21 protein-coding genes are annotated in these 21,132 nt (G+C 43.5%); 11 read left to right on the forward strand and 10 right to left on the reverse strand.

Annotated features, from left to right (window positions below; all coding sequences use genetic code 11):
* Positions 1-40 precede the first annotated feature (40 nt).
* Entirely contained in the window at positions 41-304 is a 264-nt protein-coding gene (locus AC0OMA_RS01270) for a hypothetical protein (protein WP_015482726.1), read from the forward strand.
* On the opposite strand, the gene AC0OMA_RS01275 is transcribed toward AC0OMA_RS01270, so the two are convergent.
* The gene (locus tag AC0OMA_RS01275; protein WP_015382627.1) at positions 289-1,059 is read right to left on the reverse strand and encodes a serine/threonine protein kinase; all 771 of its coding nucleotides are present in this window, start codon (positions 1,057-1,059) and stop codon (positions 289-291) included. The two genes, AC0OMA_RS01270 and AC0OMA_RS01275, sit on opposite strands and share 16 nt — an antisense overlap.
* An 85-nt stretch (positions 1,060-1,144) precedes the next feature.
* Positions 1,145-2,002, reverse strand: coding sequence for a hypothetical protein (locus tag AC0OMA_RS01280; RefSeq protein WP_015382628.1), 858 nt, complete (start codon positions 2,000-2,002; stop codon positions 1,145-1,147).
* 131 nt (positions 2,003-2,133) lie between these two features.
* Between AC0OMA_RS01280 and AC0OMA_RS01285 the strand changes: the two genes are divergently transcribed.
* The 4 genes from AC0OMA_RS01285 (at position 2,134) to AC0OMA_RS01300 (ending at position 5,592) form a co-directional block, all read left to right on the forward strand.
* A complete protein-coding gene (locus AC0OMA_RS01285) occupies positions 2,134-3,318 on the forward strand; it encodes a DUF4885 domain-containing protein (protein ID WP_015382629.1) in 1,185 nt (394 codons plus the stop codon).
* 317 nt (positions 3,319-3,635) lie between these two features.
* Complete coding sequence (locus tag AC0OMA_RS01290; RefSeq protein WP_015482727.1) at positions 3,636-5,024, forward strand: amino acid permease; 1,389 nt, start codon at positions 3,636-3,638, stop codon at positions 5,022-5,024.
* Positions 5,025-5,135: 111 nt separating this feature from the next.
* Positions 5,136-5,384 (forward strand): sigma-G-dependent sporulation-specific acid-soluble spore protein CsgA, encoded by a 249-nt coding sequence (gene csgA, locus AC0OMA_RS01295; RefSeq protein WP_003234887.1) that lies wholly within the window; start codon positions 5,136-5,138, stop codon positions 5,382-5,384.
* A gap of 16 nt (positions 5,385-5,400) precedes the next feature.
* Positions 5,401-5,592, forward strand: coding sequence for a DUF5370 family protein (locus AC0OMA_RS01300; RefSeq protein WP_003234886.1), 192 nt, complete (start codon positions 5,401-5,403; stop codon positions 5,590-5,592).
* A gap of 26 nt (positions 5,593-5,618) precedes the next feature.
* Here AC0OMA_RS01300 and blaOXA read toward each other — a convergent pair whose 3' ends face one another.
* Positions 5,619-6,422, reverse strand: a complete 804-nt coding sequence (gene blaOXA, locus AC0OMA_RS01305; RefSeq protein ID WP_015382631.1) for a class D beta-lactamase — start codon at positions 6,420-6,422, stop codon at positions 5,619-5,621.
* A gap of 172 nt (positions 6,423-6,594) precedes the next feature.
* Here blaOXA and cypC point away from each other — a divergent pair, with 172 nt between their 5' ends.
* Positions 6,595-7,848: a fatty-acid peroxygenase gene (gene cypC / locus AC0OMA_RS01310; protein WP_015382632.1), complete on the forward strand. Its 1,254-nt coding sequence runs from the start codon at positions 6,595-6,597 to the stop codon at positions 7,846-7,848.
* A gap of 40 nt (positions 7,849-7,888) precedes the next feature.
* Here cypC and AC0OMA_RS01315 read toward each other — a convergent pair whose 3' ends face one another.
* Positions 7,889-8,149 (reverse strand): hypothetical protein, encoded by a 261-nt coding sequence (locus AC0OMA_RS01315; protein ID WP_003234883.1) that lies wholly within the window; start codon positions 8,147-8,149, stop codon positions 7,889-7,891.
* A gap of 267 nt (positions 8,150-8,416) precedes the next feature.
* Between AC0OMA_RS01315 and AC0OMA_RS01320 the strand changes: the two genes are divergently transcribed.
* Positions 8,417-10,036, forward strand: coding sequence for an APC family permease (locus tag AC0OMA_RS01320; protein ID WP_309529910.1), 1,620 nt, complete (start codon positions 8,417-8,419; stop codon positions 10,034-10,036).
* A gap of 46 nt (positions 10,037-10,082) precedes the next feature.
* On the opposite strand, the gene AC0OMA_RS01325 is transcribed toward AC0OMA_RS01320, so the two are convergent.
* Entirely contained in the window at positions 10,083-10,964 is an 882-nt protein-coding gene (locus tag AC0OMA_RS01325; protein WP_124060143.1) for a glycerophosphodiester phosphodiesterase, read from the reverse strand.
* 98 nt (positions 10,965-11,062) lie between these two features.
* Positions 11,063-12,397, reverse strand: coding sequence for a glycerol-3-phosphate transporter (gene glpT / locus AC0OMA_RS01330; RefSeq protein WP_003246460.1), 1,335 nt, complete (start codon positions 12,395-12,397; stop codon positions 11,063-11,065).
* Positions 12,398-12,694: 297 nt separating this feature from the next.
* On the opposite strand from glpT, the gene AC0OMA_RS01335 reads away from it, so the two are divergent.
* The 3 genes from AC0OMA_RS01335 to AC0OMA_RS01345 all read left to right on the forward strand — a co-directional run bounded on the left by AC0OMA_RS01335 (position 12,695) and on the right by AC0OMA_RS01345 (position 15,199).
* On the forward strand, positions 12,695-12,943 hold the full coding sequence (locus tag AC0OMA_RS01335) for a YbeF family protein (RefSeq protein ID WP_251218059.1): 249 nt from the start codon (positions 12,695-12,697) through the stop codon (positions 12,941-12,943).
* Positions 12,944-13,034: 91 nt separating this feature from the next.
* Positions 13,035-13,952 (forward strand): bifunctional helix-turn-helix transcriptional regulator/GNAT family N-acetyltransferase, encoded by a 918-nt coding sequence (locus tag AC0OMA_RS01340; RefSeq protein WP_367148136.1) that lies wholly within the window; start codon positions 13,035-13,037, stop codon positions 13,950-13,952.
* A complete protein-coding gene (locus tag AC0OMA_RS01345; RefSeq protein ID WP_047183523.1) occupies positions 13,949-15,199 on the forward strand; it encodes an MFS transporter in 1,251 nt (416 codons plus the stop codon). The genes AC0OMA_RS01340 and AC0OMA_RS01345 overlap by 4 nt, the downstream gene beginning before the upstream one ends.
* 33 nt (positions 15,200-15,232) lie before the next feature.
* Here the strand turns inward: AC0OMA_RS01345 and AC0OMA_RS01350 are convergent, their stop codons facing one another.
* From AC0OMA_RS01350 to AC0OMA_RS01365, 4 genes are all read right to left on the reverse strand, one after another.
* Positions 15,233-15,658 carry a hypothetical protein gene (locus tag AC0OMA_RS01350; protein ID WP_335388817.1) on the reverse strand — a complete coding sequence of 142 codons (426 nt, stop codon included), beginning with the start codon at positions 15,656-15,658 and terminating at the stop codon, positions 15,233-15,235.
* Positions 15,659-15,732: 74 nt separating this feature from the next.
* Positions 15,733-17,922: a glycoside hydrolase domain-containing protein gene (locus tag AC0OMA_RS01355; RefSeq protein WP_474221827.1), complete on the reverse strand. Its 2,190-nt coding sequence runs from the start codon at positions 17,920-17,922 to the stop codon at positions 15,733-15,735.
* 74 nt (positions 17,923-17,996) lie between these two features.
* Positions 17,997-18,917 (reverse strand): DMT family transporter, encoded by a 921-nt coding sequence (locus AC0OMA_RS01360; protein ID WP_474221828.1) that lies wholly within the window; start codon positions 18,915-18,917, stop codon positions 17,997-17,999.
* The gene (locus AC0OMA_RS01365; protein ID WP_015382640.1) at positions 18,914-19,741 is read right to left on the reverse strand and encodes an AraC family ligand binding domain-containing protein; all 828 of its coding nucleotides are present in this window, start codon (positions 19,739-19,741) and stop codon (positions 18,914-18,916) included. The genes AC0OMA_RS01360 and AC0OMA_RS01365 overlap by 4 nt, the downstream gene beginning before the upstream one ends.
* A 215-nt stretch (positions 19,742-19,956) precedes the next feature.
* Here AC0OMA_RS01365 and purT point away from each other — a divergent pair, with 215 nt between their 5' ends.
* Entirely contained in the window at positions 19,957-21,126 is a 1,170-nt protein-coding gene (gene purT, locus AC0OMA_RS01370) for a phosphoribosylglycinamide formyltransferase 2 (RefSeq protein ID WP_284692428.1), read from the forward strand.
* Positions 21,127-21,132: the final 6 nt, after the last annotated feature.

Genomic DNA, 21,132 nt, shown 5'->3' on the forward strand with positions numbered 1-21,132 from the left:
TTCTCCTATAAAATTTATATAATAGGGAGAAAGAAATGGGGTGAACATCATATGTTTAAAAAAATCATCAAAACGATTAAGTACCTCTCAAGCAGTTCTAGTGACCGATATCGCAGACACCGGCATTACAGCAGCAGCCGGCGCAGACATTATCGCAGCTACAGCAGCAGCTCAGGCAAAAGAAGACACTACGACCGTTATGGCGGCAGTCATCGTTACAAACGCCGGAGCTACAGCAGCAGTTAATCGAAAAAAGTTCTTGTTCCGCTATTTGGGACAAGGGTTTTTTTATGTGACCGATTGAATGGCCCGGTTTAGATCCTCGCGAATGGAAGCGGTGTGCTGATACTCTTCCTCGATGCCCAATAATCTTTTCAGCAGCAGGGTTACTTCCTTTGTCAGTGTTAATTCCTCCAGCCAAGTGCCGTTTTTCTTCTTTTTTCCTTTATATTGAGAGTATAGCAGGAATAACAGCGTTTCTCCGAGATCGAAGAAGTCATCCTGTTTTCGTACCTTTATTTCCTCCATTTCTTCAGGCGTCAATTGTTTGGCAAGGCCGAAATCGATGAGGCAGAGCCTGCCGTCATTGATGATGATATTAGGCGTTCTGATGTCGCTGTGGAAAATAAGGCGATCATGCAGGTATTCTATAATCTCAAGCAGCTGCGAAATCAGTTGTAACGCCATAAGCTCTGTGAACGGCTGTTTTCGAAAAAATAATAATTCTTCTATATTTTCTCCCTCAATGAACTGCATGACATAATAAGCCTGTCCGTCTATGATGAACTCATCTATGAAGCCCGGAATTTGCGGGTGGTGAATGCTTTTGAGCAGTTTTATTTCCTGCTGGAACCGGACTTTTTCTTTTTCCTTTTTCGCTTTTGTCTTCCGAAGCTGTTTTAAGACATATGGTGTTTGAGTTAGGATATCGGTGCACAAATAAACCAAACCGTAGCCTCCCATACCGAGGCACTCTTCGATTTTGTATTGATGATTTAAGATAACGCCGTTCTTTAGAGGGCGGTCAAAAAGCAGTTTTTTTAGAAGTTTTAATGCCATGTCTGCACTTCCCTTGGTTGTACTGATTATAGTTTACCTTCTAGACGGAGAATAAAAAAGAGCCGGATAACCGGCTCGGTATAAGTTAAAACTGCTTTGTCACGTCGTATTCATAATCTATTTTTGCTTTTACGTTGCTCATCGTCGATCTGGCAGTCGCTAATGTATTATATTTAAAACTCCATACCTTTGCCACACTGAGTTGATCTGACAAAGAGATATCATAAGACCCTGAAGTCGAGCTGTTTACAAGAGCACGGCGCCATTCGTTGTTTTCGCTCGTCATGATCAGGTGGCGTGTATTTCCCTGGCTTGGTGTTTGAGTGGCGGTTGTCTGAACTCTGGTTACAATGGCATCACGCGGTATCCCAGATTGGTTTGTTAAATCAACCTTGATCACGCTGGAGTCAGAACCTGAGAGGCTAAGGCTTGTATTTCCTTTATTTTCAGCAACGCCGCTGAATTGGAATGTTCCGCTGCCTGATTTGATTCGGTCTTCAATTGAAAGTGTAAAATACATGTTTCCGGTATAGGTGCCTCGTGACACTTTCACATAAAAGGTATCTGTCGTGTTTTGGGCGTCTGCATTTGCATAAATAAAAGAAGAAAACGTGTTAGGGTTAATGACTTCTGTCCCTTGAGAAACAGGTATTCTATTCTTATCATAAATTTCAATCTTCATCCCTGTATACGCGCTCTGGTATGTACTCCTCACGTATACTTTTTCTCCCTTATTAGCCGTAAAAGTGAAATAGGCTTCATCTTGACCAGCTTCCAGTATTGTTGTATCGATATTTTTATATTTCCAATAACCGATCGGCATTGCGGTATCAAATGAATTGTTTCCTGTGATAGCAGTGACTCCGACAGCTGATGCCGAATACGTAAAGGTGAATAAGACAGACAGCATAACAGCGAATGGAATAAGCCATTTTTTCACCATGCAAACAACCTCCTTTTATTTCCATCATACATAATAACGATTTAGGTGTAAATAAATGTTTTTTGAGGTTAATATATACATTATCTTTGCCGATAAAAAAGAATAAGAGAGAATACTCGGGAGGGAATTCAATGCGTCTGAATCGGCAATTTATCCGCACTCAGCTGATGGCACAGAACATATTGAGCAAGAATGCGCCTGCCAAACGGGAGAATGCGACTGAAAATCCAGCGGCAGTTCTGGAAAAGGCATACAGCAGGCTTAAGTCACAATCTTCAACTGGGGGAATCAATCAGTTCAATTATTCTAAAACCAGCGTGTCGGGAAACAGCGGGACGTTCAGCAAAGTGTATCAATCAGTGAATGATCGAACAGTGACAGACACAGGGGAAGAAACAGTGATTCAATCCCAAAACCCCTATGAATCTGAGAGTGATATCAGAATCAAAATACTAGATGAAAAATACAGCAGGATGAATGCGATTAACAAAACAAAGTCTGATCCATTAGGCTATATTAAGGATAAGTACCAAAATTCAAAGTCTCCTTATTTCAGAAGTGATCTGTCAGCTGCAGAAAGACAGGCCGCTTACGATAATGAAACAGAATGGTTATTCAAAGGGAAGGCGCAAAACTATAACCTTCAGGATGCTGCGTTTCGGAATGTCACATTTCATGGGGAAGTGGAAGCTGAGAATGAAAAGGTGTATCAGCGGGGACAGGTTAACCAGCAGCTGCAAGTGCTGTTGAATCGAAACCATATTCATATTCCAGAGGGGACAGAGCTGACGTTTACGATTACGCCGATTGACTATCAGGTGCGGGTGAGCGGGTCAGACGATCAGGATCTGATCAAGCAAATTGAGCAAGTGCTGCAATCTGGAGACAACAGCAAAGAACTATTTTTACACATCATGAAAAGCCAAAGCAGTGATTCAACACAATTTTCCGAAAAGGCCTATCAAAAGTATCAGGCAGCTCGTGAGATGTACGAAGTCACAGGCTACCATTTGAAGGATTTAGAAGTGATTGATGGGCGGTACGTCACGCCTGAGGGACGTGACTTAATAGATGTATATAAGGAAGAGCTTGAAAAAGATCCAGTGCAGAAACAAACGGCTTCTTATGCTATATCTTACTATCGTTCAGAGCTCAGTAAAATCGCGGAAGCCGGGTATAATGCCATTCCGGATTTCATCCTATCAATTGATTACAGCAATGGATCTCTGAGAGATGTGGGACAAAGCAAGAGCTATGGGACCGGAGATACCGGGTGGCTTGAAGCATTAAAGCGTCAAACGGGTGTGAATTATTAAGTAAGCTGTTCATGTAGAACAGCTTATTTTTTATGAGAATCTAAGGGGGGTATTAATTTTAATATTCAAACAATTTTATTATTTTTATATAAAAGATTTTAAAAGAAGTGAACGATTCAAAACTCTGAACAAAGGTGTTTACCTGAAAAAAACAATTGTATTTTCCAGAGAAATTTATTATGATGAAATAAGTAATTTAGGAGATTATATAACAATTTTAAGTTTGAATTTTCTGATTGTTATCACTGATTCATGTGAAGGCAAGCAGGTCTGCTGTTTTCTCATTTATGAGTATTTTGTTAGGAGGAGGAAGAGGAGTGGCAAATAAAGAATTAAAGAGGGGCCTGGGTGCGCGCCATATTCAGATGATCGCCTTGGGCGGTACGATCGGTGTTGGCTTGTTTATGGGTTCTGCCAGCACGATTTCATGGACTGGTCCATCTGTCCTTCTGGCTTATGCAATATGCGGAATTTTTATCTTTTTTATTATGCGTGCGATGGGTGAAATGCTGTATGTCGAGCCGAGCACAGGTTCTTTTGCGACGTTCGGCCATCAATATATTCATCCGATGGCAGGTTATATAACAGCATGGAGCAACTGGTTCCAGTGGATTATCGTCGGCATGTCAGAAATTATCGCTGTCGGTTCTTATATGAAGTATTGGTTCCCGGATTTGCCTGCTTGGATACCTGGTATCGTGGCAATGGTGATTCTTGGTGCGGCGAATTTAATTTCTGTTAAGTCGTTTGGGGAATTTGAGTTTTGGTTTGCGATGATTAAAATCGTCACGATTATCTTGATGATTATTGCGGGAATCGGAATTATTTTCTTCGGTTTTGGCAACGGCGGAGATGCGATCGGTTTGTCGAACCTGTGGTCTCACGGGGGCTTCTTTGCAGGAGGTTTCTCAGGTTTCTTCTTTGCACTGTCTCTTGTCATTGCGGCCTATCAAGGAGTTGAGCTGATCGGGATTACAGCGGGTGAAGCGAAGGACCCGCAAAACACGCTAAGAAATGCGATTCAAAGTATTATCTGGCGTATTTTGATTTTCTACATTGGTGCTATTTTTGTGATCGTGACGGTGTATCCTTGGGATGAGCTCAACTCACTCGGAAGTCCGTTTGTGTCTACGTTCTCGAAAATCGGAATTACGGCAGCGGCCGGCATTATTAACTTTGTCGTGATTACTGCTGCAATGTCCGGCTGTAACAGCGGTATTTTCAGCGCGGGCCGCATGCTGTATACACTGGGTGTCAATGGACAAGCACCGAAATTCTTTAAGAAGATTTCACGCAATGGTGTGCCGCTGTATGGCACAATTGCGGTGCTGATCGGTTTGGCTGTCGGTGTTGTACTGAACTATATCGCGCCGCCGAAGATCTTTGTCTATGTATACAGCGCAAGCGTGCTCCCAGGGATGATTCCTTGGTTTATCATTTTGATCAGCCATATCGGATTCAGAAAAGCGAAGGGTGCTACATTAGATAAACATCCATTCAAAATGCCGTTTGCTCCTTTTACAAACTATTTGACGATTGCTTTCTTGCTGATGGTTCTGGTTGGCATGTGGTTTAACGATGATACTCGTATCTCTCTGATTGTAGGCGTGATTTTCTTAGCGCTTGTGGTCATTAGTTATTATGTGTTTGGGATTGGCAAACGCACGCAGGCCAATTTGATAAAAAGCGAACAAGCAGCTGAATAACGATAAAAAAGAGACATTCACGGATGTCTCTTTTTTTATTTTTCACGTATGGATTTTCCCTATTTTAGCAAGCTATAGGGTAAAGATAGCAGAAGGAAAGGTGTTCATAAAATGGATGTTACACTCGGTTATTTGCGCGAATCACTTTCGAATCATCTAGAAAATGAAGTCTGCCAGCGTATTTGCAAGAAGATGCTGGCGAAGCGTTATGCAAATGAAGAGGAATTTGTAAAAGACTTAGATGATAATGAAATGTCTTTTTTGAATCATGTATTAGAAAAAGAAATTAAGTATGCCCAGAATGAACAGGATCAAAAACGGGCCAAGGAATTAAACGAGGTGTATGAATTACTGCTTTGAGAAAGGCGGGTAAGAAATGGGAGCAATTGAACGAAGCGGATATACATTTCAGCCGGAGTTTAGCGTTGTCCGTCAAAACGGAGCCATCCATGTGTACCATCAAGGAGAATTTGTGGAAGAAATCGAATTTGAATTTAACGGGGAATATCCCGATCATGATTTGATTGAAGAGCTTGTGAATCATTATTGTTTTGAGCATGAGATTTAGAGCCCTGCCGTGCAGGGCTCTTTTATTTAGGATCTGATCAGGCCATACTTTTTCAGGATATCCACGGTGATGTTTTTGGCTTTTGTGCCGGAATCATCGACATTGGTGACAAAGACATAAGAGCCATGCTCTGTTTTGATGAATCCGACAAACCATCCTAATCCCATATCTGTCAGGCGGGTTCCGGTTTTCCCGTAGAGCGTGTAATGATCGCCTTCCTCTTGAATCATCATGCGCTTGACGGTTTTCATTACCGGCTTGTCAAATGGAAGCTCCTCTTTAAATAGTTTCTCCAAAAAGGTTTCTTGTTCCAGCGGAGATATTGTGAGCGAGCTTTGCAGCCAAAACTGGTCGATTCCCCCGCTGATATCCTCGTTGCCGTAAGATAGTGTATGAAGCCATGTTTTCATTCTTTCCTCGCCGATATCTCTCGCTAATGCCTGATAATACCAGATTGCGGATTCGCGCATGGCCGAGCCAAGCGTATGGTCGCGGTTCCATGATTCGAATTCACGCTTGACCCCGTCCCATCGTTTAACATCGTATTCATCTCTTACAGCTTTGACCTGCAAACCGATTAAAGCGTTCACGACTTTAAAGGTGGATTGCGGAGTTTGTCTTTGATTTGCCCGTTTTCTGTTATAGACAAATGTCTGCTCCTTTTGTAAATCGTGAAGAATGAAGGTTCCATCCGTATCCTTGAATTCGTCATCGACATTCATTCTGCTGACATTCAAGTGTTTTTCATGAGCAGATGATGCTGCGTGGACGGAGAAGCCGCCGATCCCTGCAATACTCAGCACAAGCACAACATATATCCATTTTTTCATTTTGTTCTCCCCTTCGTTTTGATTAACTACCTTTTCTCTATTTCGTTTGTTCTTCCTTTAAAAAATAATCAAAAAGCGCTTTAATTTGGTTTTGTAAACAAATACTGTTACTGGGTTTATATTCGGAAGATAACGTGAAAATAGAGGGTAAAAAGGAAGGCAGGGTAAGCGGATGAATGAGCAGATTCCACATGACAAAAGTCTCGATAACAGTCTGACACTGCTGAAGGAAGGGTATTTATTTATTAAAAACAGAACAGAGCGCTACAATTCAGATCTGTTTCAGGCCCGTTTGTTGGGAAAAAACTTTATTTGCATGACTGGCGCTGAGGCGGCGAAGGTGTTTTATGATACGGATCGATTCCAGCGGCAGAACGCTTTGCCTAAGCGGGTGCAGAAATCGCTGTTTGGTGTTAATGCGATTCAGGGAATGGATGGCAGCGCGCATATCCATCGGAAGATGCTTTTTCTGTCATTGATGACACCGCCGCATCAAAAACGTTTGGCTGAGTTGATGACAGAGGAGTGGAAAGCAGCAGTCACAAGATGGGAGAAGGCAGATGAGGTTGTGTTATTTGAAGAAGCAAAAGAAATCCTGTGCCGGGTAGCGTGCTATTGGGCAGGTGTTCCGTTGAAGGAAACGGAAGTCAAAGAGAGAGCGGATGACTTCATTGACATGGTCGATGCGTTCGGTGCTGTGGGACCGCGGCATTGGAAGGGAAGAAGAGCAAGGCCGCGTGCGGAAGAGTGGATTGAAGTCATGATTGAAGATGCTCGTGCCGGCTTGCTGAAAACGACTCCCGGAACAGCGCTGCATGAAATGGCTTTTCACACACAAGAAGATGGAAGCCAGCTGGATTCCCGTATGGCAGCCATTGAGCTGATTAATGTATTGCGGCCTATTGTCGCCATTTCTTACTTTCTTGTGTTTTCAGCTTTGGCGCTTCATGAGCATCCGAAATATAAGGAATGGCTGCGGTCTGGAAACAGCCGGGAAAGAGAAATGTTTGTGCAGGAGGTCCGCAGATATTATCCGTTCGGCCCATTTTTAGGGGCGCTTGTCAAAAAAGATTTTGTATGGAATAACTGTGAGTTTAAGAAGGGCACATCGGTGCTGCTTGATGTATATGGAACGAACCACGACCCTCGTCTATGGGATCATCCCGATGAATTCCGACCGGAACGATTTGCGGAGCGGGAAGAAAATCTGTTTGATATGATTCCTCAAGGCGGGGGGCACGCCGAGAAAGGCCACCGCTGTCCAGGGGAAGGCATTACAATTGAAGTCATGAAAGCGAGCCTGGATTTCCTCGTCCATCAGATTGAATACGATGTTCCGGAACAATCACTGCATTACAGTCTCGCCAGAATGCCGTCATTGCCTGAAAGCGGCTTTGTAATGAGCGGAATCAGACGAAAAGGTTAAATTAAAAAGCTCTCTTCCTTTATCGAAGAGAGCTTTTTGATTACTTCTTTTTTTCATCGTAGTATTGGACGGGATACATGGAGCCCTCTGATACCATTTTGTTGTCCTCGATATCTTGCGGGTCCGGGTGGCCGGCTTTATCGACTGGGAACGTTTCCATGTCTGGCTGTTTTGTTATTTTCATCTTCATGCTGTGAATGAATTCTCTTGCCTTTTGGCGATTTGACGGGTCTTTTAATAGATAAGAAGTGATGCCGACAGTTGAAACAGCGAGACCTGAAAGTAACAGCTTTTGTTTCATGGTGATACTCCTTTCTATTTTAAGAATAGTGTTTCCTGTATCATTCCCGTTTTGGAAATAGCTAAACCTATTGTGTTTTTATCATTGGGGTTCACAGTAAATTCCATTTAAGAAGAAACTAGTGACTTCATTCCTGTATTGGAAGGTAATATACATTGACTTATTATAGTTTCAGTCAAAATTCGATAAATATTGACAAAGTAAAGTAATCAGAATAATAATATAATTAGCAAGAGAATGTCATCATACATGAAAGGTGTTTACGATATGAATCAATTGCATCGAAGAATGGGAACGTTTTCCCTCATGATGGTCGGGCTCGGATCGATGATCGGTTCAGGCTGGCTGTTCGGGGCTTGGCGTGCGGCTCAAATAGCAGGGCCAGCTGCTATTATTTCATGGGTTATTGGAATGGTCGTCATTTTATTTATTGCTCTTTCTTATAGTGAACTAGGTTCTATGTTCCCTGAAGCGGGGGGAATGGTAAAATATACGCAATATTCACACGGTTCGTTTATCGGTTTTATTGCGGGCTGGGCCAACTGGATTGCGATTGTGTCCGTCATTCCGGTTGAAGCGGTGGCCTCCGTTCAATATATGAGTTCTTGGCCTTGGGAATGGGCGAAATGGACAAGCGGTTTGGTGAAGAATGGAACGCTGACTGGGGAAGGACTAGCATTTGCCTCTGTATTGCTTCTCATTTATTTTCTGTTGAACTACTGGACAGTCAATCTATTTTCGAAAGCGAATTCATTAATTACGATTTTTAAAATTATTATTCCGGGTCTTACGATTGGAGCTTTGCTGTTTGTCGGATTCCACGGAGAAAACTTTACTGGCGGTCAAAGCATTGCGCCGAATGGCTGGGCAAGTGTGCTGACGGCGGTTGCCACTTCAGGTATCGTTTTTGCGTTTAATGGTTTCCAAAGCCCAATTAATATGGCGGGAGAAGCAAAAAATCCGGGGAAATCAATTCCGATTGCGGTTGTCGGCTCTCTTTTCGTTGCAACAGTGATTTATGTCCTGCTGCAGATCGCCTTCATCGGAGCGGTGAATCCTTCTGATATTGCTCACGGCTGGAGCCATCTGAATTTTAATTCTCCTTTTGCTGATCTGGCGATTGCGCTGAATATTAACTGGCTTGTTATTGTGTTATATGCAGATGCATTTGTATCACCGTCTGGAACAGGGATTACGTATACGGCGACAACGTCCCGAATGATTTACGGAATGGAAAAAAACAAATACATGCCGAGTATATTCGGGAAGCTTCATCCGATTTACGGCGTTCCGCGACAAGCAATGTTCTTTAACTTGATTGTGTCGTTCATCTTTTTGTTCCTGTTCAGAGGGTGGGGCGTATTAGCGGAAATTATTTCCGTTGCTACGTTAATTTCTTATATCACCGGCCCGATCACAGTGATGACATTGAGACGGACGGGGAAAGACCTGTACAGGCCTCTTCGTTTAAAAGGCTTAAGCGTGATTGCGCCGCTTGGATTTATCTTTGCGTCACTGGTGCTGTATTGGGCACGCTGGCCGTTAACAGGACAGGTTCTGTTTATTATCCTGATCGGTCTTCCGATTTATTTCTATTATCAGGCGAAGGCGAAATGGAAAGGGTTTGGCCGGAACTTTAAAGCCGGCGTCTGGATGGTGTTTTATCTGCTGGCCATGATGGTCATTTCTTATTTGGGCAGTGATAAATTTGGCGGCCTAAATGTCATTCATTATGGCTGGGATATGGTTCTGATTGCGATGGTATCACTTGTATTCTATGTGTGGGCGCTGAAGAGCGGCTACCAGACAGAATACTTAAAGGATGCGAAAGAGATAAATTCTCAGCTGCATAATGGACAGTCAGAAGCTGCTGCCGGAAAAGAATAAAATATAGAAGAAAACCTTGCGATAGTTGTCGCAAGGTTTTTTTCGTTTAATAACCCTTTTTTACTTTGTGGAAAAGATCAGGATAGTTGGTGAACACTCCTGTTACGCCCCAATCAAGGAGGCGATGCATATCTGCTTCATTATTGACTGTGTAAGGATGAAGCAGGAGGCCGTGGCTGCGGATCATACGGACGTTTTCTTGATTTAAAGCTTTATAATCCGGGCCCGCACCGACAGCGTATGTTTTGATTTCTTCCAGGGCAGCATCTGTCATTGACGCCATTTGTTTGGCTTCCAACAATTGAACGGTCGGCAGGTTTGGCTGTAATTGATGGACTTTTACCAGGCTTTCTTTGCTGAACGATTGAATGATCACCTGGCCAGGCTTAGAATGCTTCCCCAGTAATTTATGTTTCTGCAAAGAAGCGATCAGTTTTTCTTCCATACCTGGGTAGGTGTCAGGCGATTTTGTTTCAATGTAGTAGTTCGCGTGCTTTCCGAAACGGTCTAATACCTCTTCTAATGTAGGAACTTTAAGGCCGACGTACTGCGGCTTTGCTTTTTCAGGATAGGCTTCATTAAACCAAGAACCGGCGTCAAGCTTCTTAATGTCTGCGAGCGTATGGTCTTTCACCCAGCCCGTTCCGTTTGTGGTACGGTCCAGTTTTTCGTCATGCATGACAATCAATTTCCCGTCTTTTGTCATTTGCAGATCCAATTCAATATAATCAGCTTTCATTTTCTGAGCGGTTTCGTAAGACAGAATCGTGTGCTCAGGCACATATCCAGAAGCCCCTCTGTGCGCGACGGTCAGGATACGGTCAGGTGACAGCAGGTTTCCTTTTGACGCTGCCGACACTGGCGTTACCATAAATGAGAGTAAGCCCAGCGACAGAACAAACAAGGCCAGTATTCTATTTTTTCTCATGATTTCTCCTCCTTATAGATAAGCACTACCTGTCTTTCATATTAAAAAACGGATGTAAACGGCGTGTTGGAAAACTATTAATCTTTTATGTGTCTTTCTTAAACATGCTCTGCCCGTTTTCCTGTATTCCACGTCAAAGCCAAGAAGACGATGGCAAGAATGCAGGAAGAGATCAGCATGATAAAGCCGCCGTTCCAGTTAAAGCGGTCAACGACAAAGCCCATAATGGCGTTTGCGAAAGCGGATCCGCCGATGTATCCGAAAAATCCGGTTAAACCGGCTGCAGTTCCGGCTGCTTTTTTCGGTGCTAGATCGATCGCTTGCAGGCCGATCAGCATAACAGGTCCGTAGATTAAGAAGCCAATGCTGATCAAGGCGATATTGTCTACGAGCGGATTGCCGGCCGGATTCAGCCAGTACACCAATACGGCAATGAAAACACCCGCCATAAACAAAACGCCTGCCGGTGCCCGGCGGCTTTTGAAGAATCGGTCACTGATCCAGCCGCACAAGATCGTTCCCGGTATGCCTGCGTATTCGTAAAGAAAATACGACCAGCGCGAGTCTTCAGGAGAAAAGCCTTTGGCTTCTGTTAAGTAAGTAGGCGCCCAGTCAACCACGCCGTACCGCACGAAATAAACAAATACATTGGCAAAAGCGATGTACCAAAGAAATTTGTTGTTCAGCACATATTGAAAAAGAATTTCTTTTGTTGTTAATTCTTTTTCCTGATTTTTAAAAGCGTGTTTTGGATAGTCATTCCGATACTCTTCAATTGGCGGGAGTCCGCAGGATTGAGGCGTATCACGAACCAATAAAACAATTAAAAATGAAATGATAATGGCGATGATGGCAGGGAAGAAAAACACGCTTTTCCAAGTGACGAACATCGCGATCCCAAGAGTGACAAGCGGAGCAAGAATACCGCCGCCTATGTTATGGGCGACATTCCAGATCGACATTTTTGTGCCGCGTTCACTTATGGAGAACCAATGGGCCATCGTCCTGCCGCATGGCGGCCAGCCCATTCCTTGAAACCATCCGTTGATAAACATAAAAATAAACATGATGGTGACGCTCGAAGTCACCCAAGGCATTGAAACGAATAGAATATTAACGATTGCTGATAAAAATAGGCCTGTCGCCAGAAAATATCTCGGATTACAGCGGTCAGACACCATTCCCATGATGAATTTGCTGAAGCCGTACGCAATGGACACAGCGGCCAGCACCAAACCTAGTTCTGTTTTCGAAAATCCCTGTTCCTGCAGATAAGGAATGGCAAAGGCAAAGTTTTTCCGCAGCAGGTAGTAGCCTGCGTAGCCAATGAAAATACCAATGAATACTTGCAGCCTGAGCCGTTTGTATGCCGCATCCATCTTTGAATCATCCAGTCTCTCAATATGAGGAGCCGGTTTAAATATATTAAGCATTAACAATTATCCCCCTTTGCTGTTTGTGCTGGATGTGTGGCGTGCCTCCTTTCCCAAAAAACAAAAAGAGCCAGAAAACACCCCTTGTCAAAAAGGGGTTGGATTCCTGGCTCTCCTCATCTCCATCCAAGCTATTAACTTATCATGATAGCGCTTTCTTAAATTATCATAGTCCGGAGCGAATGTAAACGGGTAATTTTCAAATTGGGCCTTAGGGAAGTAAATATTATCCTTTTACTAAATGCAGTTATGTTTTTTTACTAGTAACATAAAAATCTGGAGGGAGGCTGTTTAAAGGTGGATGAATTAGATATCGCATTCTTTATTTTACCGTTAGGAATTATGCTGCTATCGATTGTCGGGACCTGTATTTGTAAAAACCCGTATCTGATGCCAATGCTTAGTTTGGTGATTTCTCTTGTGCTCACCTTTACCATTTTTAATGAATCATTTTTGGGATGGGCTGTTGTCTATAGCTTGGTTTCTCTGGCTTTATCCTATATCACATTGATTGTGGTAAGGAAAAGGAAGAAATCAGGAAATTAAAAAGACCTCACTTTCTAACATATCGTTGACTAAAGCAACTATATGTGATTATAATTGCCTTAGTCAACAATATTAGAAAGTGGGGATTGATTTGAAAACAAGAGAATCATCTGTCGGGTTAAAATTCAGAAAGTTCAATCGATTTTATACAAACGTCCTTGGTTTCCTTAATGAGCACATTTACGACAGCCCGTTTTCCTTAACAGAAACACGGATTTTATTTGAGATTTATAATACGCCTAATTGTACGGCAAAAGCTCTTCAGGATAAGCTGGGGCTTGACAGGGGATATGTCAGCAGGATTGTGAAGCAGTTTGAAAAAGAAGATTTGATCTATAAACAGAGGAGCAAAGATGACGCCCGCCACCATTATATTTTTGTCACAGAAACAGGAAAAATGATTTATAAAAAGCTGGAGGAGAAAGCCAACGAACAAGTAGAACTGATGCTGAAGGAAATCAACCAAAAGGAGCAGCACAAGCTTGCCGAGGCGATGGCAGAGATTGAAGCAATCCTTTCACAGTCGCTTTCTGCCAGAACATCAGAGATATCGATTAGAGATTATTTTCTTTCGGAGGATCTTCAACTCCTTATTGAGAAACAAAGACAATTTTACGCGGAGGCTCACGGTTGGGATGACACGTTTTTAGCTTATCTTCAGGAGACATTTGACGCTGACATCGAAAAAATATGGATTGCGGAAAGCGGCGGGAAATTTGCCGGCTCTGTCGGGTTGGTCAAGCATGATGCAAAGACAGTCCAGCTCAGATGGTTTCTGGTTGATGCGGATTTTCGGGGCAGGGGGCTCGGCACGCAATTGCTGGAGCATCTGGTTGCATACTGCCAAGACATGAAGTTTGACCGCATTTTCCTTTGGACGGTGAGCACCATGGCTGAGGCTCGTCCGCTCTATAAAAAATTTGGATTCAGGATAAGTGAAGTAAAACAAGAAGCGCCATTATGGGGACAGCAGCTGACAGAAGAACGGTGGGATTTGGAGCTGTCATGAAAAGACTGCATTATGCTTGGATCATCGTCTCCGTCACCTTTTTGATCTTATTGGCGGTTCAGGGGGTGCGGCTGTCGTTTGGTGCGTTTGTGGAGCCGTGGGAACGGCAATTTTCAATGGATAGAAGCACCATCTCGCTGATTTCGACGATGAGTTTTATTGTTTATGGCATATCACAGCCTGTGATCGGGCGGCTTGTGGACAAATGGGGTGCCCGGGCTGTTTTGGCATGGAGTGCGTTACTGACAGGAGTCAGCATTTTCTTAACATACCTTGTGACTTCACCTTGGCAGCTGTTTCTGCTTTATGGGCTGGGTGTCTCACTTGGAGTGGGCGGAGCATCGAATGTGGCGGCAAGTGTATTGGTCGTCAATTGGTTCAGCAAAAAGCGGGGACTAGCCTTTGGGATCATGGAAGCAGGCTTTGGCGCGGGGCAAATGCTTCTCGTTCCCGGCTCACTCATGTTGATCCATTGGTTTAGCTGGAAGCTGACGGTTGTGGTGTTGGGACTGCTGTTAATCGTGATTGTCTTTCCGGCTGCGCTGCTGATGCTGCGGAACAATCCTTCAGAAAAGAATACAGAGCCGATAGGCGGACTGGCTGCATCAGAAAAAGAAACAGCACCCAAAACAACAGCTCTTTCAGTGGCCGGGATGTTTCGTATGAGGCAATTCTGGTTCTTGATTTTTCCGTTTTTGATCTGTGGATTTACGACCGTGGGGCTGATGGATACCCATTTGATTCCGTTTTCTCATGATCATGGCTTTTCAACGACAGTCACGAGTGCTGCTGTCAGTCTGCTGGCAGGCTTTAATATTGCTGGCATCTTGCTGTCCGGAATTGTAGCGGATCGGTGGAGCAGCCGGAAAATCCTGTGCTTTTTATATGCGGTGCGGGCGCTGTCGATCGTGATTCTTATTTACAGTCACGAGCCCTACTTGCTTTTAGCCTTTGCGATTCTGTTTGGATTAGTGGACTTTGCAACGGTAGCACCGACTCAAATGCTCGCCACCCAGTACTTTCAAAACTACTCGATCGGCCTCATGATTGGCTGGCTGTCACTCGCCCATCAGATCGGATCGGCACTAGGTGCGTATGTGCCCGGCGTCATCTATACGGTAACGGGTGAGTATACACTGGCTTTTTATTTGTCGATTGGAATGCTCGTGCTTGCGAGCGTAATGAATGTGATGCTGAGGGAGCCAGCTGCGGTTACGCGTGACAGTGCGGCTGTGGTAGACAAGTGATGAGGACAAAGGGAAAGCATCTCTGATGTGGGATTATTCAGAGATGCTTTTTTTGTATTTTTGTTCTAATACGAAGTCGATCATACCGACTATGCGGGCGTTTTCGGATTTTTGTTTGAAGTTTTGGGAGACTTGAATGGCTTTTGCGTTTTTAAAACAAGAGGCAAGCCAGATAAACCCGACAACAACAAAAAATAATCTAGCAAGTAAACTCCCTGCATGGGGTAATTCATTAGTTGTAAAATATAAAAATAGAGTAACTAATGTACCGTAGATTACTGTTTTTATACTATGTATAAGAGTTAGCTGAGGCTCACTAAAGAATACTTTTAGTTGATTCAGCATGATAGAATTCTGCTTGGTTAGAAAAGTCAGGATTTCTTTATCATTTTCCTTGTACTGTTTAATAGTTTCGGCTATTTTTACGGTTTCTTTAAATGTTTGTTGATTTAGAGTCATCCAGTATCCTCCTTAAAAGTAAAGCACTACATGAGGAATGATATAGATCCATAGACCCATGCAGTGCTGATATATTATTTATTTGCAGAAGGGAATAAAGCTAAAAACGCACTTATAAAAGCTACAGCTCCACCTACTGCTAAGGTTTCAGGTATAGCTGTTAGCAAGGCAGCAATTCCTAATACAGCAGCAACTCCAAATGTAATATGAGTGAGAGTAGATTCCCAATCTGGTGAGTATACTTCCTCAGTATCTGGTAAAGTAAAGTGCTTCTGTTTTATTTTAAACGTAATCGTAGTCGTAAGTCCAGTTGTGGCAATGTCACCTACTGGAATATCAGGTGTATAAATTTTAAATTGAATATTTAAAGATTCAGCTGTTGGATTTACATAAATCTCCAAATAACCGTTGCGTACTGATAAGCTGAGACTATTTAAAAGGTTTTGATAAGAGTCGATTTGTGACGCAGTGAGAGACGTTTGAGTGTCGCCCAATAAACCCGTGATATAGGCACCTGGTTTACCATTTATAATGGTAATTGTGTTTGGTGAACCTTCACTTGGTATGGTTGCCAGAAGTGAAGTTGATAGAATAATATCCAATTCAGGTGATGTGAAAATGGTTTCTGTCGTATCAAATTCAAACATTGCGTTTGCCAAACTTGTTAGATTTTCTAAAGCCGGAATGGTAGATAAAATGTCTGTCAGTGTACGCAGCCTTGCATCATATACCGGATCAGACGGCGGATTTACATTGCTTGCACCTGAGTCTCTTCCTGAAAATCCGTCTTTATCAATCCCGATGCTTCCAGAACCGCTTCCGATGGTTCCTTCATAAAATTGATCAAAGGCCCAGTTGTTTGGCATCGGATAGCCGAGATTGCCACTAAATCCTGTTGACATATTTGCCACAAAACTATACTTTGTCAGGCCTGCTTCTGATGTACGGATACAAATGTTTCTTGGTCCGTAAACCCCTATTTCATACTTAGGTGCGGTTGAAAATGTCTGCATTTTTGTAAATGCTGACTTAATCTCTTGGAAATAAGGAATGATTTTATCGGTCACTTCATAATCGTATGCATCAAAATCGACAGCGAAATAAATGGTCGTGCCTGACGGAAAACCTAATCTTCTAGCAGCAGAAGCGGCACTATATGCATCTCTTGTGCCTTGGTCTTTGACAAAATAAGAAGATTCATAGCCGCCGTCTTGATAAATTGGGAAAACCTTCAATCCGGCATCGAGAATAACTGCAAGCTCTTTAGATGTCAGGGCTTTTGATGTGAGGCCGCTGCTTGTCCGCACATTTCCGGTCAAATATCTGCCAACCGTTTTATAACCGTTATTCCGCAGTGTTTGAGCTTTTTCTGCGGTTATAATTGTAGCAGTGTCACAAGCAGAAGCGGCGCGAGTTGTGTCTCCAGAGCTTGATAATAAAGCTTTAATGGTTGGCATATCTGCATAACCTGTTTGCGGTAGGCACATGAACTCTTGAAATGCTTTAACAGCTGAAACAACACCCACACCATATTTGCCGTCAAACTCACCAGGATCGAACGATTTTCCGTTACAATAAAGGGCGTACTGAACAATTAAGACAAATCCTGTTCTTGAATCGCCGGGAGTTAAAGTAGGGCATAAACTTGTGGTGCCGTTTCCGAAAAATCCATTGGCAACACTTGTGCTCATGCCTTCTTCTTTTTGCAGGGCATAAATAAGAGCTTTGTTTGTATCGCGGCCATACAGTCCGTCACAAGGCATTAACCCGATATAGTCATTGTAGTCCCGATTTAAGTTTTGTTGAATCTGGCGAATTCTTGAATCACCCCCAGACACTAGCTTAAAAGCGCTCATGTCTAATAAGGCTTTCATAATTAACGTGGTGACAATCCCATCCTGTGTTGTCAGTCCGGCAGCTTTTTGAAATTCTTTCACCGCATTTTCTGTTTTTTCGTAAAAGACGCCTGTAAAACCGCCGGGATTAAAGCCTTTGCACCATAAAGCACCCTGTAAAATATAATTCATGTTGCTTGGTTTTGAATCTGGAGCTTGGCGTTTAAGAGGTTTAAATAAGCGCTGTGTTGTCGGCCCGAAGTTATCGGCTGGCTCTGAAATACCCAATTCAATTTGAAGCGCCCGAGTCAGACCGTAGATCGTATCCCACCCAGTTTTCCCGCTTTCTTCTACAGGGTTATACCCATGTTTGCCGCTGTACGTATCGTTCAGCCATTGCTGTGTGATTAAGACCATTTCATCAACCATTTCGATTCCTCCTTTGTTAGATTGCGTTCATTTATAGGTGGCAAACGTAGGACAAAATAAAAAAATGGATGCCGTTAAGCATCCATTTTACATCCGTTCTCCATCAGCTTCGTTTTCGGTTTCATCTCCGAGATGTAGAGGCCTAAAAGCGTAAGGGCGCCTCCTAGAAGAGCGATCCATGTCATGTTTTCATGCAGGATCAGGACGGAAGCGGCGATTGTGATAACCGGGACCATGTATATATACGCACTGGATTTGACGGCTCCGAGCACGCCGACTGAGTAATTCCAAGTGGCGAAGCACAGGGCCGAAGCGCCAATCCCTAAGAAAAGCATGTTGAGTATATTTGAAGCTGATGAAAATCGGCTTAGGTCAAAATGGAAGTCGAACAAAAATAAAGCGGGAACCATAAACAATAAACCATACAAAAATACTCTCTGTGTCAGCTCGATGATGTGGTGTTCGTAAGCGCTTAATTTTTTCATGAATATCGAGTATCCGCCAAACACGAGAGCAGCCCCGGCAGCCATGATGTCTCCGAGCGGATTTAGACGCAGTACGATATTGCCGTTGAACGTAATCAATAAAAGCCCGATCAGTGCTGAGCCAAATCCAATGAAAAAAGTCAGCCGCAGTTTTTCGCCTTCAAGCAGAAAATGGGCCAAAACCGCAGTGATCATCGGAATAATGGACACGATCATGCCGACATTGGATGCGTATGTATAGGTGAGAGCTATATTTTCTAATAGAAAGTATAAGGTTACGCCAAATAAACCAGCCCCGGCAAATAACAGCTCCTGTCGCCAATTCCTGAAAGGAATCATGTTGGGACGGACGAGGATAAGAGCGATAAAGCCCATCAAAAACCGATAAAATAATATTTCCATTGGAGAGAAGTCAGCCAGCAGAACTTTTGTCGAAATAAAGGTCGTCCCCCAAATCAGAATGGTCACAATGGCTGCGATATGCCCCGCAGTTTCTCTTTGTATGTTCATCTGTGAAGCTCCTTTTCAAAAATCTTCATGTATTGCTTCGGCGTCAGCCCCACCTGCCGTTTAAAAAACTTCGTCATATGGCTCTGATCGCTGAATCCTGTCTGAAAAGCCGCATCAATCGGCCTTACCCCTTGTTCAAGGAGTTTTTTCGCTTGATTAATTCGGATTGTTTCCATGTAGCTATTAGGGGTAATGCCTTTTTGTTTTGTAAATGAACGCAATAAATGATACTTGCTCCAGCCTGTTAATTCACTCAAATCATTGAGCGTGACATTTTCTGCATAATGCTCTTCTAAAAATTCACAAACCATTTTGACTTCGTCTGATGGTTCTGGAACGCTGCTAAGGAACGTGACATCTGAATAATGGCGGATCAGCTCCTCTAATAGATGAAGAAACAGCTCCTCCTTACGCAAAGCTTGTTTTTCCTCGGATATCAAAATATGCAATTCCTGCAGGCTGGCTGTCAGCTCATGGCGGAATAACACATGCTGGGAGAAATAAGGGAGATGCCCGGCGCCAGTAATCTCTTTCACCGCCTTCTCCATGATATCCGGCATGACATTGATACACCGATAATCAAGCGTCCGGCCGTCAATCTGTTCACAGCTATGCGTGTCACGGGGGTTAAAGAGGAGAAGATCACCAGGATTGATGATATATTCTTGATCCTGACAGGCCAGATACCGTTGCCCTTTTTCAATAAATCCAATCACATAATAATCGTGAAAGTGGTTCGGGAACTTTTGCATAATTCCCTTGAAACGGTAGGCTTCTATATGAAGGTGTGGGTCAAGCTGCAGTGTGCGGGTTTCGTTTTGCATGGGATGCCTCCTGTCGGTGTGGTGGTCTTGGATTAAGTGTAGCATGATTTAGGGGGATTTCTTGTATGATGTTGCTGTTTAGGAATAGAGAAAGCAGACCGTTATTGGTCTGCTTTCGTTTAAGAATTTAAAAGATTTTAACCCTCAATAATAATTTTATCTTTTTTAATAAAAATTTATTTTTCAAATATTTCAGTTATAATGGTTTGGAACAGATAGGAGGGGCAAAGATGTATCAATCAAAGAAGGTTTTATTGTTAGGTTCAGGTGAATTAGGTAAAGAGGTAGTGATTGAAGCCCAGCGTCTTGGGGTACAGACGGTGGCAGTTGACAGTTACGAGCATGCTCCGGCGATGCAGGTTGCGCATAATAGCTATGTCGTTGATATGCTGGACCACGAGCAGATCAGAGCCATCATTGAGAAAGAAAAGCCGGATTTGATTGTGCCTGAGGTGGAGGCGATCGCGACGGATGAATTGCTGAAGCTTGAAGAGGAAGGATTTCACGTCATCCCGAATGCCCGTGCGGCCAAGCTGACGATGGATCGGGAAGGCATTAGACGGCTTGCGGCGGAAACGCTCGGACTTGCGACGGCTGGCTATGAATTTGCGAATACATATGATGAATTTATACAAGCGGCAGCACAGATCGGTTTTCCTTGTGTCGTTAAACCATTGATGAGTTCTTCTGGAAAAGGCCAAAGTATCTGCCGCTCTGAAGCGGATTTAGAGAGCTGCTGGGAGACGGCGATGGAAGGCGGACGGGTGAAAAACGGCCGCGTAATCGTTGAGGAGTTTATCCCATTCGAATCAGAAATTACACTTTTAACCGTACGTGCGGTTAACGGTACGGCATTTTGCGAGCCGATCGGTCATGTGCAAAAGGACGGGGATTATATCGAATCATGGCAGCCGCATGATATGACAGAGCAGCAAATAGAAGAAGCGAAGCATATTGCGAAAACGATCACGGATGAGCTTGGCGGATACGGCCTGTTTGGTGTTGAGCTGTTCCTTGCGAAAGATAGGGTATATTTCAGTGAGGTATCTCCCCGTCCGCATGATACAGGCCTTGTCACGCTGGTGACGCAAAATTTGTCAGAATTTGCACTGCATGTCCGGGCGATTCTAGGCTTTCCGATTACAGAAATCACACAGCTTTCTCCTGGCGCCAGCAGGCCCCTCAAAGCGCCGGAAGAATTAGCGGATTACACTGTTGAAGGATTGGAAAACGCACTGGCAGTCCCAAAGACTCAAGTGCGCGTCTTTGGAAAGCCGATAACGAAAGCCGGACGTCGTATGGCAGTTGCGCTCTCTGCTGCTGATTCAGTTGAAACGGCAAGAGAGAATGCAAAGAAAGCGTTGGACCAGCTAACGATAAAATAGAGTTTG

It is taken from the genome of Bacillus sp. AMCV2 (assembly GCF_056033925.1).